A 17,285-nucleotide genomic window follows, 5' to 3' on the forward strand; every position below is an offset into this window, starting at 1 on the left:
AAAGTCAGGCCTTTTTTTATGCGAAAAATAATTTTTATACTACTATCTATGATATTTTAGTCCTATTTTGCGCTGTCTCGATGCAATACGCATCTTGACTGTAAATTTTAAAGAAAAAAAGCACTTTCAAAAGTGAATATAATTTCACGAATATATAATGAAAAAAGTAAAATTAATTTGATACTGCAAAATAAAATTTTAATAAAGTAGAAAAGTGTTATTTCTAAAATAATTATAACGTTTTCGTTAATAACATTCATTATTTTCATAATGTCATTACAAAAGATAGAATATATTTGTATTACTAAATAAAAATTAGAAAATATGAGTATAATTATCAAAATTCACGCAAGACAAATTTTTGATTCAAGAGGAAATCCTACAATTGAAGTAGATGTAATTACAGACAATGGTGTTTTAGGAAGAGCAGCAGTTCCATCTGGAGCTTCTACCGGTAAACATGAAGCAGTGGAGTTACGTGACGGAGGAAAAGCTTTTCTTGGTAAAGGAGTTTTGAATGCGGTGAAAAATGTGAATACACTTATTTCGGAAGAACTTCTTGGAGTTTCCGTTTTTGAACAAAATGTTATTGATCAAATGATGATTGATTTAGATGGCACGCCTAATAAATCAAACTTGGGAGCAAATGCAATTTTGGGTGTGTCTTTGGCTGTTGCCAAAGCGGCAGCAAATGAATTAGGATTGCCTTTGTATCGATATGTAGGCGGCGTTTCTGCGAATACATTGCCCGTTCCTATGATGAATATCATCAATGGAGGTTCACATTCTGATGCGCCAATTTCGTTTCAGGAATTCATGATCATACCAGTTAAAGCAACTTCTTTTACGCATGCAATGCAAATGGGGACTGAGATTTTTCATAGCCTTAAAAAAGTATTACATGATAGAGGTTTAAGTACCGCTGTAGGTGATGAAGGTGGTTTTGCACCAAACCTTGCCGGTGGTACAGAGGATGCATTGGACACGATCAAAAAAGCAGTTGAGGCTGCTGGTTATACTTTTGGAGACGAAATCATGGTGGCTTTAGACTGTGCGGCTTCTGAATTTTTTGTAAACGGAAAATACGATTATACGAAATTTGAAGGCGAAACGGGTAAAATTAGAACTTCAGAGGAGCAAGCTGATTATTTAGCTGAATTAGCAGCTAATTACCCTATTATCTCTATCGAAGACGGAATGGATGAAAATGACTGGGATGGTTGGAAATACCTGACGGATAAAATTGGTAATAAAGTACAATTAGTAGGGGATGATTTATTTGTTACTAATGTGGAACGATTGTCAACAGGAATCGAAAAAGGAATTGCAAATTCAATTTTGGTTAAAGTAAACCAAATAGGTACTTTGACTGAAACTATTGCAGCGGTCAATATGGCTAAAAACGCAGGCTTTACCTCGGTAATGTCACACCGTTCCGGAGAGACGGAGGATAATACTATTGCAGATCTAGCAGTAGCATTAAATTGTGGACAAATCAAGACCGGTTCTGCTTCTCGTTCAGACCGTATGGCTAAATACAATCAATTATTGCGAATTGAAGAAGAATTAGGCGATACCGCTTATTTTCCGGGAAAAAACGCTTTTAAAATAAAATAAGTTCTAATACTATCTTTTTTAGCCATTCACTTCGTGTGAATGGCTTTTTTTTGGTAATATTTAACATTTTCATTGTATTATTCTCTTTTTAATTAGTGTTTAATTCCCTAGATTTGATAAATTATTATTTTAAAAGTTTATTTTCAAATATATTATGTCAAAAACAGCAACATTAGAAATCGACGGAAAAAAAATTGAACTGCCTATAGTAGTAGGTAGCGAAAATGAAGTTGCCATCGATATTAACAAATTACGTGATTTATCCGGTATAATTACTCTTGATCCGGGCTATAAAAATTCAGGTTCTTGTAAGAGTGATATTACTTTTCTGGACGGAGAATTAGGAATTCTTCGCTACAGAGGATACGCTATTGAAGATTTGGCAGAAAAAGCTGATTTTCTTGAAGTGTCTTATCTTTTAATTTTTGGAGAATTGCCTACTACTAAACAGTTGGCGCAATTTGAAACGGATATCAGAAAATACACGCTGGTCAATGAAGAAATGAAAAACATCATTGATGGTTTTCCAAAAACAGCCCATCCAATGGGTGTTTTAGCTGCTTTGACGAGTGCATTGACTGCGTTCAACCCTAAATCGGTTAATGTAGAGAATGAAAAAGAAATGTATGAAGCAGTTTGTAAAACCATGGGGAAATTCCTGGTTATTGCCACTTGGACCTACAGAAAAAGTATGGGTTATCCTTTGAATTATTATGATAACACTAAAGGGTATGTGGAGAATTTCATGCATTTGATGTTTGAATTGCCTACAGAGCCGTATACGCCAAACCCTGTGGTAGTAGATGCATTAGACAAGTTGTTTATACTTCATGGCGATCATGAGCAAAACTGTTCCACTTCTACCGTTAGAATGGTGGGTTCCTCACATGCGGGATTGTTTGCATCAATATCTGCCGGAGTTTCAGCTCTTTGGGGTCCTTTGCACGGAGGTGCCAATCAGGCAGTTCTTGAAATGCTGGAAGAAATCCATAGAAATGGCGGTGATGCAGATAAATATATGGCTAAAGCCAAAGATAAAAATGATCCTTTTAGATTGATGGGTTTTGGACATAGAGTCTATAAAAACTTTGATCCAAGAGCAAAAATCATCAAAAAAGCAGCAAATGAAGTTTTAGCAACTTTAGGAGTTGAAGACCCAATTCTTGCTATTGCTAAAAAGTTAGAAGCAGCGGCTTTGGAAGATGAGTATTTCAAATCAAGAAATTTATATCCTAATGTAGACTTCTACTCTGGAATTATTTACAGAGCGCTAGGAATTCCTACCGATATGTTTACGGTTATGTTTGCCATAGGGCGTTTGCCGGGTTGGATTGCACAATGGAAAGAAATGCGAGAAAATAAAGAGCCTATCGGAAGACCAAGACAAATTTACACAGGACATCCTTTGCGAGAATTCAAGACCTCTGATAAAAGATAAAAGATAAAAAGCTTCACAAATTTGTGAAGCTTTTTTTATATTTGCTAAAAGTTAAAGATACATGTTAGAATTAAATGTAAATAATGAAACTTCAAGACTAAGGGCAGTTGTTTTGGGTTCTGCAGTACATAACGGGCCAACGCCAAAACGAGAAGAGGCCTATGATCCAAAATCGTTAGAGCATATATTGGCAGGGACTTATCCGATCGAGATAGATATGGTTCGAGAAATGGAAGCCTTCAATCGGGTTTTTGAAAAATATGATGTAACGGTGTTTCGTCCTGAAATGATTGAAAATTACAATCAAATATTTACCAGAGATATTGGCTTTGTAATTGGAGATGTTTTTGTAAAATCGAATATATTGCCGGATCGCGAGCGGGAATTAGACGCGATTCAGTACGTAATAGACCAAATTGATCCTCAAAAAGTAGTGCGCCCCCCAGAAGAAGTACACATAGAAGGAGGGGATGTGATGTTGTGGAATGACTATATCTTCGTTGGTACATATAAAGGAAGTGATTACCAGGATTATATTACAGCACGGACGAATCTTCAGGGTGTGCAGTACATCAAAGACCTGTTTCCTACTAAAATTGTAAAGGGATTTGACCTAGTAAAGTCTAAAATTGAAGCAAGGGATAATGCCTTGCATTTAGACTGTTGTTTTCAGCCTGTTGGAATTAATAAAGGGATTATATACAAAAATGGATTTCGAGAAGAAGCCGATTATTTATTCTTGGTTAATCTTTTTGGGAAAGAAAATTTATTTCACGTCACTAGAGACGAAATGTATCACATGAATTCTAATATTTTTTCTATCGATACCACTGTTGTGGTTTCCGAAAGAAATTTCACCCGACTGAACAATTGGTTGCGAGCAAACGGTTTTCTGGTAGAAGAAATTCCTTATGCCGAAATTGCAAAACAAGAAGGGCTATTGCGCTGTTCGACCTTGCCTTTGATTCGAGATTAATTCAATTTTAAAAACGTATTGTGGTAGAGACGCACGATAGAGACGCACTGCAGTGCGTCTCTACCACAAAAATAAAACACAAAAACCCATGAAACAAACAACAAATTCGATATTGATGATTCGCCCAGTAGCGTTTAGAATGAACGAACAAACGGCAGTAAATAATTATTACCAAAAAGTAGTAGACGGTCTTTTGCCTGCAACGGTAAACGCTAAAGCACAACAAGAATTTGATGCTTTTGTAGAAAAACTAACAGCAGTCGGGGTTGATGTTACGGTTGTTGATGATACCCTGAATCCAGATACACCAGATAGTGTTTTTCCAAACAACTGGATTTCTTTTCACGAGAATGGAGATGTGGCTTTATATCCTATGTTTGCTGAAAATCGCCGTCACGAGCGCCGCGAAGATATTTTAGATGTTCTGGAAGACAAAGGGTTTGTGATTCATAATATTGTTGATTATACATCGGCAGAGGAAGATGGATTCTATTTGGAAGGAACAGGAAGTTTGCTTTTGGATAGAACTAATGCTAAAGCATATTGCGCTTTGTCACCAAGGGCTGATGAAGAGTTGTTTATCGAATTCTGTGAGGATTTTGACTATGCTCCAGTTATTTTTGAAGCATTTCAAACCGTCGGTTCGGAACGAAAATTGATCTACCATACCAATGTGATGATGTGTCTGGGGGACACTTTTGCTGTGATTTGTTCGGAGTGTATTGATGATAAAAAAGAACGTAAAATGGTCCTGGATAGCCTAAAAGAAAACGGGAAAGAAATCATTTTAATTACGGAAGCCCAAATGAATACTTTTGCAGGAAACATGCTTGAAATTCGTGGGGCAAAGGACAAACGATATTTAGTGATGAGTGCTGCTGCACATCAGAGTTTAACTTCAAAACAAATAGAACAACTGGAACGACATGCTGAAATTTTGAGTTCGAGCCTGGATACTATTGAAGCATGTGGGGGTGGCAGTGCCAGATGTATGATGGCTGAGATCTTTTTGCCAAGAAAATAATTGTACAATTCAGGCAAATACACTGCGTTTTGCCTGAATTTAATCTTAGATCAAATTGCCTTTAATAATATTGATAATCGCACTTACAATATATTGGATTCCTATAGCAATTACAATAAAACCAATGATTCTGGAGATCGCTACAATTCCGGATTCTCCAAGTATTTTTGCTAAATAATGAGCACTTTTCAAGATGATGAAAATAGCAACTGCGATAGCAAGAATGGCAAAGGATGAAATGATAATTTCGCTAGTTGTATTGTGTTCCTGATAAAAAGCAATCAGCAGCGAAATAGATCCAGGTCCGGCTAGCATAGGGATAGCTAGTGGAGTCAGAGCGATGTCATTTCTTTTTTGAGCATCGTTTTCTGCTTTTTTGGTGATACCCCTCTTTTTGTTAAATTGTCCCGAGAGCAATGAAAATCCCGAGTTTACTATGATAAGTCCTCCGGCAATTCGAAGCGCATCGATGCTAATGCCAAAAAAAATCAGCATATATTGCCCAATAAAAAAAGAGACAATTAAGATGATAAACACATTTATCGCTGTCCACAATGAAATCCTGGAACGTTCTTTTTTTGTGTCATGTTGTGTAAGTCCTACAAAAATAGGAACAGTACCAATAGGGTTCAACACGGAGAAAAGTGCGACAAACAGATAAATAAAAAGATCCATATTTTATATTTAAGGGTGTAAAAATACTCTTTTTTTACTTTTTAATGTTAGGGAAATGTTTTTATTGCAGTGATAACTAAACTTGAAAATTCCTAAACGGACAAACCTTTTTGATTACTTTTGCTGCATATACTTATAGAAAATGACAAAGAATAAAAAAACACTAGTTCTGGGAGCAACTACTAAACCAGAGAAATACGCCTTCAAAGCGATCACTATGTTGGTAGACAAAGGACATTCGGTGCTTGCTTTAGGACAAAATGCTGGTGAAGTGGCCGGTGTGAAAATCCAGACCAAAGCCATTCCCATAAAAAATATAGATACCGTTACCCTTTATTTGAACCCTGCACGTCAGCGCGATTATTACAATTATATCGTCGAGGCTAAACCTAAACGTGTTATTTTTAATCCGGGAACTGAAAATCCAGAATTGTACCAATTGCTGAAGCTGAATGATATCAAAGTAGAAATAGCCTGTACCTTAGTATTATTGACTACTAACCAGTATTAATATTTTTTTTGGAGCTACCTCCAGCTGTTCGCTATATCTTTTCTTGTCCCGTTTTTAAAACGGGACAAGAAAAGGATGCCGCTGCCATCTGGGCTAAAACTAAAATCGTGTTTCTGAAGCCGCTTTTTTGCTAATCAACCACAATCCAAGAAAAGTAATAAGCCCGTTTACAATGATCAGCTCATTGTCAAAGACGTATCCAAAAAACAATGTTTTTGAATGTTCGCTGATAAGGTATGTGAGTGCAGGAGACAACAAACAAATTATCGGGACCAGTTTGTCTTTGACCGTTTTTGACTGTGCAAACAGCCCGAAACAATACAATCCTAAAAGTGGTCCATACGTGTAGGAGGCCACCCTGAAAATCATTCCTACTACGGAACTGTCATTTATGGAATTAAAGAAAATAATGACCAGAAACATCAAAAAGGAAAACGCAACATGAACCAGATGTCTGTCTCGGACTACATTAGGTTTGTTCAGATTCTCCGCTTTGTCCATTCCTAAAAAATCCACACAAAACGAAGTCGTAAGCGCTGTTAATGCAGAGTCAGTCGTAGCAAAAGTTGCGGCCGTCAATCCCAATAAGAATATAACTGAAGGTATCAGAGCCAGGTGATTAAAAGCAATTTCCGGGAAAAGCAAATCGGTTCTGGGCTTTCCGGTGTTTAAATCGGTGGGGATTTCAACCCCGTTTTTAGCGGCATAAACATACAGTAGCGCACCTACGCTCAGGAAAAATATATTGATAAGTACAAATATTCCGGTAAATGTGAACATGTTTTTTTGAGCTTCACCAATGGTGGCACAACTCAGGTTTTTTTGCATTAAATCCTGATCCAGACCTACCATGGCAATGGTTACAAAAATCCCTCCCAGAATTTGTTTGATAAAATGGAACTTACTCGACACGAAATCCTCAAAGAAAAATACTTTCGAATAGTTACTGTTTTTTACGGTTTCAAAAGCTTCAAAAGCATTTAAATTCAAGCTTCTGCAAATAAAGAAAAGAGTCATAAAAACAGAGGTCACTAAGAAAAAAGTTTGTAAGGTATCCGTAATGATAATGGTTTTGAGTCCGCCACGATAGGTATATGCAAAAATTAAAGCCAGCGAAATCAGCACGGTAAAGGCAAAGGGAATGTTGTAAAAGTCAAAAACATAGCGCTGTAAAACGATCACCACAAGATACAATCGAAACGCAGAGCCTATTGTTCGGCTGATCAGGAAAATTGTTGCGGCAGTTTTATAGGAATACAACCCCAATCGCTGCTCGATATAGCCGTAAATCGAAGTCAGATTCATCCGGTAGTACAGAGGCAACAGCACTTTTGCAATAACTATAAAGCCAATGGCATTTCCCAGAACAAACTGAAAATACTTGAATTGTTCTCCGTTTGGCGCACCCACTTCTCCCGGCACCGAAATAAAAGTTACCCCGGAAAGCGCAGTCCCAATCATCCCGAAAGCCACTAAATACCATTTTGAGTTTTTATTGGCTTTGAAAAAAGCCTCATTGCCACTGTCTTTTCTACTTACAAAATGGGAAATCAAAAATAAAATCCCGAAGTAGATTACAATTAACGATAGAATGGTGAATGGTGTCATTTTTTTGAGTTTACAGGCAGCAAAATACGATTTTTTGTTTAATGAGTCATTTCTGGATCCGGATTCCCTTTGGCCTTGAACTTCTATCCTTATTACATCACGAATAGCTACTGCTTAATTGGTTTGTATGCAACATTATAGCCGATTTTATTTTAATACCGCCTACTAAAAGTATTGCTTTACCTCCTAAGTACTTCCGTTGAAAAAGGATTCTTTTTTATATAATGGCTTCTCGACACAATTTTGAATAGTAACACTTTCGCATTACTATTCAAAAGTACTCGAAATTAGGGCAGAAACAGCGCAGTCTTATTGACATTACACCCAATAGTAGAAAAAACGGCGGACTGCAGGCGAATAACTAAAGTATACAATCGATTCAAGAAATAACCGATTAAACAAATAAACAAATTGCTACATTTGCAGTTATGGAATTTTCTTCAAAATTAATAGAACGGGCAGTCAATGAAATGTCTCAGTTGCCAGGAATTGGTAAGCGAACTGCACTGCGACTGGTGTTGCATTTATTAAAACAGCCCAAAGAGCAAACAGGATTTCTAGCGCAAGCCTTGGTGGCAATGCGGGAGGATATAAAGTATTGTGCGAGTTGCCATAATATATCGGACAGTGCGTTGTGTGAAATTTGTGCCAACAAAAACAGAAATCATCAAATTGTTTGTATTGTGGAGGATATCCGTGATGTTATGGCGATCGAGAATACAGGACAATTCAGAGGAATTTATCATGTTTTGGGCGGTAAAATTTCACCTATTGACGGCGTGGGCCCCAGTCAGTTGAACATCAATACTGTAGTTGAAAAAGTAAAATCCGGTAGTGTCAATGAGATTATATTTGCGTTAAGCTCCACAATGGAGGGAGATACTACCAATTTTTATATTTACAAACAAATTGGGGATTGCGGGATTATTATATCAACAATCGCCAGAGGAATTTCAGTAGGTGATGAGCTGGAATATGCGGATGAAGTTACCCTGGGCAGGAGTATTTTGCAAAGAGTTCCTTTTGAAAAGACTTTTAAAAATAATTAATTTGTTTAATGAATAATGTTGCTTTTTAAATCGTAAATGAAAAGTTATATTTGTCGCTTAAAAATATTGTAAATGAGCAAGTCGGTACTCTGTTTGTTGTTAGTTATAAGTGTGTTGCTTTTTTCCTGCATCCCTACTAAAGATTTAATTTATCTTCAGAAAAAGGATACCTCAGCACAAGAATCTACTATTGCTGTGGTAGGATCTAAGCCTTATCGGTTGCAAACAAATGATGTGTTGAGTATTACTATAAAAGCGATAGATCCTAAATTAGTTGCTATTTTTAGTCCTACAAGCGAAGTCGGTTCGGTAGGAAAATCAGAATCCGCATTGTATTTTGATGGATTTACAGTAGACGATCATGGAAACATAAGGGTTCCGGTCTTAGGAGAATTAAATGTTATTGGTTACACGCTGGATGAAATCAGAGTGAGAATCGAAAAGCAATTGTTAGCGGAGTATTTTAATGCCGAAGCTAATATTTTTGTAACCGTAAAATTATCGGGGTTTAGATATACGATCAACGGGGAAATTGGCAGTACGGGAACAAAAACATTATTTCAAGAGCAGGTAAATATAATGGAAGCCATAGCAAATGCCGGAGATATCTCTATAACAGGAGACCGAAAAGCAGTTACCATCATGCGAAAAACACCAACAGGAGTTCAAATGCATGATCTGGACTTGACGGACATCAATGTGATGCAATCGCCTTATTATTACTTACAACCTAATGATTATGTTTATATCAAACCGCTCAAGCAAAAAACCTGGGGAACCGGGAAAACAGGAATTGAATCCTTAGGAACTATTATTACGTTGCTGTCTTTGGCCACAACGACCTTTCTACTATTAAGAAATTAAAACAGCATTCAGAAAATGTTAGATATAAAAGATTTTTCGATTTTTGAAAATCAAGTCAGTTTTGATTTTAAGGGATTTTTAATGAAAATCGGAAGTTATTGGAAGTGGTTTTTACTGAGTTTAATAATCACTTTTACTATTGCCTATCAGGTCAACATCCGTAAAGAAAAAATATATGGCATGGAGACCCTCATTGCCATAAAGGAGGAAAGTAACCCTCTTTTTACTTCTAATACCAGTTTGGTTTTTAATTGGGGCGGTACCTCTGATCAGGTTCAATCCATCTCTACAACACTGCAATCCAGATCACACAATGAGTTAGTGGTAGATAAACTGCAGTATTATATTGATTACTTAGTTCAGGGCGAATACAATATGGTAGATGCCTACGGAGCAGTTCCATTCTATGTAAATATTGATAAATCGAAAGGGCAGTTAGCAGGAAATTTAATTGGAATTACGTTTCTAAGCGAAAATGAATATGAAATCAGAATTTCATTTGGGAATCAAAACGTCTCGGTCGTCACGTACTCCAATAATTCCTATGGCAATACAGCAGTCGAAATTGGTGATTTTGTAAAAAGATACAAAGTAGGAGAGTCTGTTTCATTACCCTTTTTGAATTGGAAATTACAAATAAAAGACAATCCCGGTTTTTACAAAGGAAATGAATATTTTGTGCGTTTTAATGATTTTGACGGAACAGTAGCCGGATATAAAGGGATCAGTTTGCGCTCAGATGATAAAGGCGGTTCTATAATTACCCTGGGAATGCAGGGTACTAATAAAGCCAGAATGGTCGAATATTTGAATTCGACTGTTGAAATGCTGATCAAAAGACAGTTAGATAGTAAAAACCAGTTTGCTATCAATACGATTGCTTTTATAGACAGTACACTGATTGCCATGGAATCCCAACTCAAAGAAACCGAGAATGAGCTAAAAATATTTAGGAAAGATAAAAATATTTATGATATTGAAGCGGGTGGTACTAAATTCTCGGATAAGATTCTGGAATTTGATGTAGCCAAAGATGAAGTGACCCGTAAACTGTCCTATTATAATTCGTTAAAGACTTATTTGAAAAACAGCACCAACTATGCAAAACTTCCAGCGCCATCTGTAGCGGGAATAGAAGATCCTAATATTGTAGTTAATGTTTCAAAATTGATCGCCTTGTCTACCCAAAGATCCGAAATGGCCTATGCCGTAAAAAGCGAGAAGATATTTAAGGATTTTGACAATCAAATGGAGGCGGTCAAAAATGTACTGTTAGAAAATATAGCTACTGCAAAAGCTTCGCTGCAATATGATTTAGCGATGGTGAGCAGTAAAATTAATGAAACCGAAAGTACCATAAAACAACTCCCGGAAGACCAGCAAGAGCTCGTTAAAATCAAAAGAAAATATGATTTGAGTGATAATATTTACAGCACCTTTCTTCAAAAAAGAAGTGAAGCGGATATTGTCAAAGCAGCGAATCTATCGGATGTTCAGTTTATAGATCCCGCAAAGGATATTGGCGGCGGATTAATAGGCCCTAAAACATCCGTCAATTATATATTGGCCTTATTTCTGGGAATACTTGTTCCGTTGATTTTTGTATTTGGCATTTTTTTTGTCAATAATTCGATTCAAAATACGGAGGACATCAGTAAGTTGACAAAAATTCCTTTGATAGGCGTAGTCGGTGTCAATAAAGAAAATACAAATTTAGCAGTGTTTGACAGGCCTAAATCATCGTTGTCGGAATCTTTTAGAGCTATTCGGTCCTCGCTCCAGTTTTTGTACAAACAACAAAATGTAGACGGTGCCAAAACACTGATGATAACCTCCTCCGTTAGTGGTGAGGGAAAAACATTTTGTTCCATAAATATCGCTACCGTATTTGCCCTGAGCGAGAAAAAAACAGTTGTTATTGGCCTTGATTTAAGAAAACCAAAACTGGCTACTGAATTTAATTTATCTAATGAAGCCGGGATTGTAAATTACCTGATCAAGCAAAAAACGGTTGACGAAATTATAAATCACACCCACATTCCTTTTCTGGATGTGATTCTCTCCGGACCGGTTCCTCCCAATCCATCGGAGATGATCATGAGTGACGGAATGGGAGAGCTGATTGAAGAATTAAAGAAAAAATACGATTATATAATATTAGATACACCTCCGGTAGGGTTAGTGTCAGATGCACTAGAATTAGCACAATATTGTGATGTTACCCTTTATATTGTGAGGCAGAATTTCACTAAAAAAGACATGATTACCTTGTTGAATAATCGTATAAAACGAGGGGAATTAAATAATGCCAGTATAATTTTGAATGGTCTGGAGAATAAAGCTAAATACGGAACGGGGTATGGGTATGGCTACGGATATGGTACCTATACTAATGACTATTACGAAGAAGACAAACCCAAAAGTATGTATGAAAGAGTGGCTCAGAAAATACTTAATAGACCCAGAAAGTAATTTATTGATTACAGATATAATTAAAACGATGCATTTTAGGGCATTTACTTTTTAGATTCAAAAACTTTTACCACGAATTTCACAAATTTTCACAAATTAATTCGTGATAATTTGTGAAATTCGTGGTAAATAAATAAGGGATACCACCGTGTAGACTTTAAGTCTGCCAACAAAAACTATGAACTTTTAGTTTATAGTGGTTTATTTTTTTTAATACAGAAAAATCAAATGAAAGAAGATATAAAAAAAACAGTGTTAATCACTGGAGGAGCGGGATTTATAGGCTCTAATCTGTGTGCCCATTTTTTGTCTAAAGGCTATAAGGTGGTTTGCCTGGATAATTTTGCCACCGGGCACCTGCATAATTTGAAAGACTGCATAAACCATCCTGATTTTCGTTTGATAGAAGGCGATATTCGGAATCCGGAAGAGTGTCAAAAAGCAGTCAAAGGCGCAGATTATGTGCTGCACCAGGCGGCTTTGGGATCTGTTCCCCGTTCTATCAATGATCCGGTGACCACGAATGACGTGAATGTATCCGGATTTTTGAATATGCTGGTGGCAGCAAGAGACGAAAAAGTGAAGCGATTTGTGTATGCGGCAAGTTCCTCTACCTACGGCGATTCAGAAGCGTTGCCCAAAGTAGAAAATACTATTGGGAAGCCGCTTTCTCCGTATGCAATAACAAAATATGTAAATGAATTGTATGCCGAAATTTTTAGCACAACCTATGGTTTAGAGACCATAGGACTGCGTTATTTCAATGTTTTTGGACGGAAGCAAGATCCCAATGGCGCTTATGCAGCCGTTATCCCGAAATTTGTGATGCAATTCATGCAACACGAAAGCCCAAAAATAAATGGTGACGGGAATTATTCCCGCGATTTTACTTATATTGACAATGTTATTCAAATGAATGAGTTGGCGATGTTAACTCAAAATCCAGAAGCGATCAATACGGTTTATAACACGGCGTGTGGCGATAGGAATACGTTGAATGATTTAGTGGGCTATTTGAAAGATTTTTTAACAAAATACGATTCTGAAATTGCAAACGTTACTGTATTGTATGGTCCTAACAGAGCGGGTGATATTCCACATTCCCTGGCTAGTATTGATAAAGCAAAAGCCCTGCTGGGATACAATCCAAAATTTGGCATGCAAGAAGGATTGAAAGAGGCGGTGCACTGGTATTGGGATAATTTATCGTAATACCGTCGTAGAGATGCGATAAATCGGGTCTACATTGCGGATTTGATACATTGCGAAATGTAGAGATGCGATAAATCGCGTCTGTACTGGGATTAAAAAAAAATAAAAAAATATATAGATGAAAATCACAAAAATTTGTTGCATTGGAGCCGGGTATGTTGGTGGTCCGACGATGGCGGTTATTGCTCAAAAATGTCCGGAGATACAAGTTACAGTAGTCGATTTGAACGAAGAGCGCATTGCGGCTTGGAATGATACCGACACGGCCAATATTCCTATATATGAACCCGGATTGGACGTTATTGTTGCCGAGGCTCGGGGAAGGAATTTGTTTTTTTCTACGAATGTTGATAAAGCCATAGACGAAGCCCAGATTATATTTATCTCCGTGAATACCCCCACTAAAACGTATGGTAAGGGAAAAGGTATGGCGGCTGATTTAAAATACATAGAGCTTTGTGCCAGACAAATTGCACGTGTAGCCAAAGATAATAAAATAGTAGTTGAGAAATCGACACTACCGGTGCGAACTGCAGAAGCAATTAAGAGTATACTTGATAATACCGGGAATGGAGTACAGTTTCAAATCCTGTCAAATCCTGAGTTTTTAGCAGAGGGAACAGCTGTTGCTGATTTGTTGCATCCGGATCGGATTCTTATTGGAGGCGATCCTTCGGAGGAAGGTAAAAAAGCGATTCAGGCCTTAGTCGATGTCTATTCGAATTGGGTGCCTGCCGCTAAAATATTGACCACTAATGTTTGGTCTTCTGAATTGTCTAAGCTTACCGCCAATGCTTTTTTGGCACAACGTATTTCTTCCATCAATGCCATGTCAGAACTGTGTGAAAAAACGGGAGCCGATGTCAATGAAGTCGCTAAAGCGATTGGAATGGACAGCAGGATTGGATCTAAATTTCTAAAAGCCTCCGTTGGTTTTGGAGGTTCTTGCTTTCAAAAGGACATTTTAAATTTAGTGTACATTGCAAAATCCTATGGTTTGAATGCCGTTGCAGATTATTGGGAGCAAGTTATTATCATGAATGACCATCAAAAAAGACGTTTCTCCAATTCTATTGTTCAAACGCTTTACAATACGGTTTCCGATAAGAAAATTACTTTTTTGGGTTGGGCATTCAAGAAAGATACGAATGATACCAGAGAATCAGCAGCAATTTATGTAGCTGATGATTTGATCAATGAACACGCAAAAATTGCGGTGTATGATCCTAAAGTTTCTAACAAGAAGATCTTGGGGGATTTAAATTATTTGGAAACCAGAAATGCAGAGGCGAATGCGAACAGTGTGCGTTCCTTTTTGGACCCGTACGAAGCCTGTCAGCAGGCACACGCTATTGCGATACTGACAGAGTGGGATGAATTTATCCACTACGACTGGCAAAAAATATATGATTCGATGCAAAAACCCGCTTTTATTTTTGATGGTAGAAATTTGCTGAACGGCCCGGAATTAAAAGCGATTGGTTTTGTGTATCAGGCGATAGGTTCGTAAGCGGTTAAACGATTAAATGGTTAAGGGGTTAAAAAATTAAAGGTTAGATGGTTAAACGATTAAACGGTTAAACATTTAAAAGCTGATTGTGCTCAGCGGGTTGCTAGTAGTTTTCAAGTAATGAAATAGAACAAAACGTCTCGCTACGCTTCGCACTCGAAGTGTCGTGTATTGAGAACCGTTTTTAAATAAATAATTCAAAAAGTGTATTCTGAATTCGGATAGGGAGAATTAATTTTATGGCAATACAAGATAAAAGATGAATTGGTATGTAGTGTATACAAAACCCAAATGGGAAAAAAAAGTGGCAGAACAATTACAAAAGATAGGTGTGGAATGCTACTGTCCTTTGGTAACCCAAATGCGACAATGGTCTGACCGCAAGAAAAAAGTGGAAGTACCTCTTTTTAATTCCTATGTTTTTGTACAATTAGAAGATTTGAAACGGAATTTGGTGTTTCAATCCGTTGGCGCAGTCCGCTATTTGTATTGGTTAGGAAAACCAGCAATTGTGCGTGATGAAGAAATTGAAGTCATCAAGAAATGGCTCAACACTTCGGATTGTGTTGATCTCACTGTGGCCTCATATCAAATTGGGGAAACGATACAATTAGAATCGGGACCTTTTGCCGACCAAAAAGCCACAGTTCAGGAAATGACCAATACCCATTATGTGCTGGTTTTGGAATCTTTAGGATGTGTGTTGAAAATGAAACGATGAGTTTTTAGTGTGCGAAGTGAGGAGAAGAAAATAGAGAAAAGAATAAGCTGTTTCAACCGTCACTTCGAGTAATTTAGAAGAGTAATGCGAATGCTTTACTATTCTAAATTGTATCGAGAAGCCTTCATAACACAAGGGTTCTCGATACTTCGCCGCAATTTTCTATCGCAAATTGCTGCTCCACTCGAACTGACGAATCTTTATAGTAATTAATTGCGGCAATTAGTGAGTAGTGAAGTTCGTTTATAGTACAACCTAATGCTCATTAAAAGGCCCATTTAAAAAAAAGATTCCAAAAAATGAAAGACATTATATTAAAAGCCGAAAACATCTCCAAGCAATACCGACTGGGTCAGGTAGGAACGGGTACTATGACGCATGATTTGAACCGCTGGTGGCATCAAGTGCGTGGCAAAGAAAATCCGTATCTCAAAATTGGCGACACCAATGACCGCAGTACCAAAGGTACGAGTGATTATGTCTGGGCATTGCAGGATATTAATTTTGAAGTAGAACGCGGTGAGATTCTTGGGATTATTGGCAAGAATGGCGCAGGAAAGTCTACTTTGCTCAAAATATTATCCCGTGTTACAGCACCTACAACAGGAAGCATTAAGTTTGGAGGCCGTGTGGCTTCCTTGCTCGAAGTAGGAACCGGATTTAATGGCGAAATGACCGGCAGGGAAAACATTTATCTCAATGGGGCTATTTTAGGGATGACCAAAAAAGAAATAACCTCCAAGATTGATGAAATTATTGATTTCTCCGGTTGCGAACGATACATTGATACCCCCGTAAAACGCTATAGCAGCGGAATGTATGTGCGACTGGCTTTTGCCGTAGCCGCATTTCTGGAGCCTGAAATTTTGATTGTAGATGAGGTTTTGGCCGTAGGCGATGCCGAGTTCCAAAAGAAAGCGATTGGCAAGATGCAGGATATTTCCAGAACTGGAGGCAGAACGGTTTTGTTTGTGAGTCATAATATGGCGGCAGTGAAGAGCTTGTGTACTAGGGGGATTGTGTTGGAGAATGGGAAGGTAGTGTTTGATGGGGGGATTGAGGAGAGTGTTGATTTATATCATAATGCTTCTTCAAATTTTGAATCTTTTTATAAAAGAGATATTTCGAAAGACTTTAGCGAAATTGTAATAGATGAAATAAATATCAATAATGAGGGAGGAAACTTAGAAAGCCGTTTTTATTATGATCAAAATATTGTAATTGATTTTAAATTGAATTCAAAATTTGAAATAAAAGATAATAATCGTTACAAAATGTTTTGTACAATTGTCAGCAAGAATGGTCAAAGAGTATGTTCATATGAAACCAATCTGATTAAATCTGAAAAAATACGATTAACTATTGAAGCAGAATTTTTGGTAAGAGGTGAGTATTTTTTAAATGCGTTTATACATGTCCCTCAACAATTAAGAATTGATGAAGTAAATGAAGTTTGTCTGTTTGAGATTTTAGATGAAAAATCTAGTTTGAGCATTCATGGATTATACAATTACGGACAAGTATTTGGAAAAGGGAAATGGGATTCTATTTTTTAGATGAAAAATTTTTATAAATTGTAATTGTATTTTTTGTAATAAACATTTAGTA

Annotated in this window: 14 protein-coding genes; 12 read left to right on the plus strand and 2 right to left on the minus strand. The window is 37.1% G+C overall.

The window, feature by feature from the left end; genetic code table 11:
- Window positions 1-324 precede the first annotated feature (324 nt).
- From eno to ctlX, 4 genes are all read left to right on the plus strand, one after another.
- Complete coding sequence (gene eno / locus EKL97_RS03700; protein ID WP_126458915.1) at window positions 325-1,617, plus strand: phosphopyruvate hydratase; 1,293 nt, start codon at window positions 325-327, stop codon at window positions 1,615-1,617.
- A 154-nt stretch (window positions 1,618-1,771) separates the two neighbouring features.
- Entirely contained in the window at window positions 1,772-3,055 is a 1,284-nt protein-coding gene (locus tag EKL97_RS03705; protein ID WP_126458918.1) for a citrate synthase, read from the plus strand.
- A gap of 61 nt (window positions 3,056-3,116) precedes the next feature.
- The gene (locus EKL97_RS03710; protein ID WP_126568136.1) at window positions 3,117-4,031 is read left to right on the plus strand and encodes a dimethylarginine dimethylaminohydrolase family protein; all 915 of its coding nucleotides are present in this window, start codon (window positions 3,117-3,119) and stop codon (window positions 4,029-4,031) included.
- 88 nt (window positions 4,032-4,119) lie between these two features.
- On the plus strand, window positions 4,120-5,055 hold the full coding sequence (gene ctlX / locus EKL97_RS03715) for a citrulline utilization hydrolase CtlX (protein WP_126458924.1): 936 nt from the start codon (window positions 4,120-4,122) through the stop codon (window positions 5,053-5,055).
- A gap of 45 nt (window positions 5,056-5,100) precedes the next feature.
- Here the strand turns inward: ctlX and EKL97_RS03720 are convergent, their stop codons facing one another.
- Complete coding sequence (locus EKL97_RS03720) at window positions 5,101-5,730, minus strand: MarC family NAAT transporter (RefSeq protein ID WP_126451852.1); 630 nt, start codon at window positions 5,728-5,730, stop codon at window positions 5,101-5,103.
- A 142-nt stretch (window positions 5,731-5,872) separates the two neighbouring features.
- Between EKL97_RS03720 and EKL97_RS03725 the strand changes: the two genes are divergently transcribed.
- Window positions 5,873-6,241 (plus strand): CoA-binding protein, encoded by a 369-nt coding sequence (locus EKL97_RS03725; protein ID WP_126458928.1) that lies wholly within the window; start codon window positions 5,873-5,875, stop codon window positions 6,239-6,241.
- A 99-nt stretch (window positions 6,242-6,340) separates the two neighbouring features.
- Here the strand turns inward: EKL97_RS03725 and EKL97_RS03730 are convergent, their stop codons facing one another.
- A complete protein-coding gene (locus EKL97_RS03730) occupies window positions 6,341-7,849 on the minus strand; it encodes a sodium:solute symporter (protein WP_126458931.1) in 1,509 nt (502 codons plus the stop codon).
- A gap of 428 nt (window positions 7,850-8,277) precedes the next feature.
- On the opposite strand from EKL97_RS03730, the gene recR reads away from it, so the two are divergent.
- The 7 genes from recR to EKL97_RS03765 all read left to right on the plus strand — a co-directional run bounded on the left by recR (window position 8,278) and on the right by EKL97_RS03765 (window position 17,233).
- Window positions 8,278-8,898, plus strand: a complete 621-nt coding sequence (gene recR, locus EKL97_RS03735; protein ID WP_126451855.1) for a recombination mediator RecR — start codon at window positions 8,278-8,280, stop codon at window positions 8,896-8,898.
- 72 nt (window positions 8,899-8,970) lie between these two features.
- Window positions 8,971-9,762 (plus strand): polysaccharide biosynthesis/export family protein, encoded by a 792-nt coding sequence (locus tag EKL97_RS03740; protein WP_126458934.1) that lies wholly within the window; start codon window positions 8,971-8,973, stop codon window positions 9,760-9,762.
- Between the two features lie 15 nt (window positions 9,763-9,777).
- A complete protein-coding gene (locus tag EKL97_RS03745; RefSeq protein ID WP_126554521.1) occupies window positions 9,778-12,234 on the plus strand; it encodes a polysaccharide biosynthesis tyrosine autokinase in 2,457 nt (818 codons plus the stop codon).
- Window positions 12,235-12,462: 228 nt separating this feature from the next.
- A complete protein-coding gene (locus EKL97_RS03750) occupies window positions 12,463-13,446 on the plus strand; it encodes an SDR family oxidoreductase (RefSeq protein ID WP_126554519.1) in 984 nt (327 codons plus the stop codon).
- A gap of 118 nt (window positions 13,447-13,564) precedes the next feature.
- Complete coding sequence (locus EKL97_RS03755; RefSeq protein ID WP_126554517.1) at window positions 13,565-14,956, plus strand: nucleotide sugar dehydrogenase; 1,392 nt, start codon at window positions 13,565-13,567, stop codon at window positions 14,954-14,956.
- Window positions 14,957-15,215: 259 nt separating this feature from the next.
- A complete protein-coding gene (locus tag EKL97_RS03760) occupies window positions 15,216-15,677 on the plus strand; it encodes a UpxY family transcription antiterminator (RefSeq protein WP_126554515.1) in 462 nt (153 codons plus the stop codon).
- 299 nt (window positions 15,678-15,976) lie between these two features.
- Window positions 15,977-17,233 carry a polysaccharide ABC transporter ATP-binding protein gene (locus EKL97_RS03765; RefSeq protein WP_126568138.1) on the plus strand — a complete coding sequence of 419 codons (1,257 nt, stop codon included), beginning with the start codon at window positions 15,977-15,979 and terminating at the stop codon, window positions 17,231-17,233.
- The last annotated feature ends 52 nt before the right edge of the window (window positions 17,234-17,285 follow it).

The organism is Flavobacterium sp. LS1P28, from assembly GCF_003970335.1.
In the GTDB taxonomy this organism is placed as follows: Bacteria; Bacteroidota; Bacteroidia; order Flavobacteriales; family Flavobacteriaceae; genus Flavobacterium.

Coding starts and splice junctions, on each gene's coding strand:
- eno (WP_126458915.1), top strand. CDS start 325: ATGAGTATAATTATCAAAATTCACGCAAGACAAATTTTTGATTCAAGA.
- EKL97_RS03705 (WP_126458918.1), top strand. CDS start 1,772: ATGTCAAAAACAGCAACATTAGAAATCGACGGAAAAAAAATTGAACTG.
- EKL97_RS03710 (WP_126568136.1), top strand. CDS start 3,117: ATGTTAGAATTAAATGTAAATAATGAAACTTCAAGACTAAGGGCAGTT.
- ctlX (WP_126458924.1), top strand. CDS start 4,120: ATGAAACAAACAACAAATTCGATATTGATGATTCGCCCAGTAGCGTTT.
- EKL97_RS03720 (WP_126451852.1), bottom strand. CDS start 5,730: ATGGATCTTTTTATTTATCTGTTTGTCGCACTTTTCTCCGTGTTGAAC.
- EKL97_RS03725 (WP_126458928.1), top strand. CDS start 5,873: ATGACAAAGAATAAAAAAACACTAGTTCTGGGAGCAACTACTAAACCA.
- EKL97_RS03730 (WP_126458931.1), bottom strand. CDS start 7,849: ATGACACCATTCACCATTCTATCGTTAATTGTAATCTACTTCGGGATT.
- recR (WP_126451855.1), top strand. CDS start 8,278: ATGGAATTTTCTTCAAAATTAATAGAACGGGCAGTCAATGAAATGTCT.
- EKL97_RS03740 (WP_126458934.1), top strand. CDS start 8,971: ATGAGCAAGTCGGTACTCTGTTTGTTGTTAGTTATAAGTGTGTTGCTT.
- EKL97_RS03745 (WP_126554521.1), top strand. CDS start 9,778: ATGTTAGATATAAAAGATTTTTCGATTTTTGAAAATCAAGTCAGTTTT.
- EKL97_RS03750 (WP_126554519.1), top strand. CDS start 12,463: ATGAAAGAAGATATAAAAAAAACAGTGTTAATCACTGGAGGAGCGGGA.
- EKL97_RS03755 (WP_126554517.1), top strand. CDS start 13,565: ATGAAAATCACAAAAATTTGTTGCATTGGAGCCGGGTATGTTGGTGGT.
- EKL97_RS03760 (WP_126554515.1), top strand. CDS start 15,216: ATGAATTGGTATGTAGTGTATACAAAACCCAAATGGGAAAAAAAAGTG.
- EKL97_RS03765 (WP_126568138.1), top strand. CDS start 15,977: ATGAAAGACATTATATTAAAAGCCGAAAACATCTCCAAGCAATACCGA.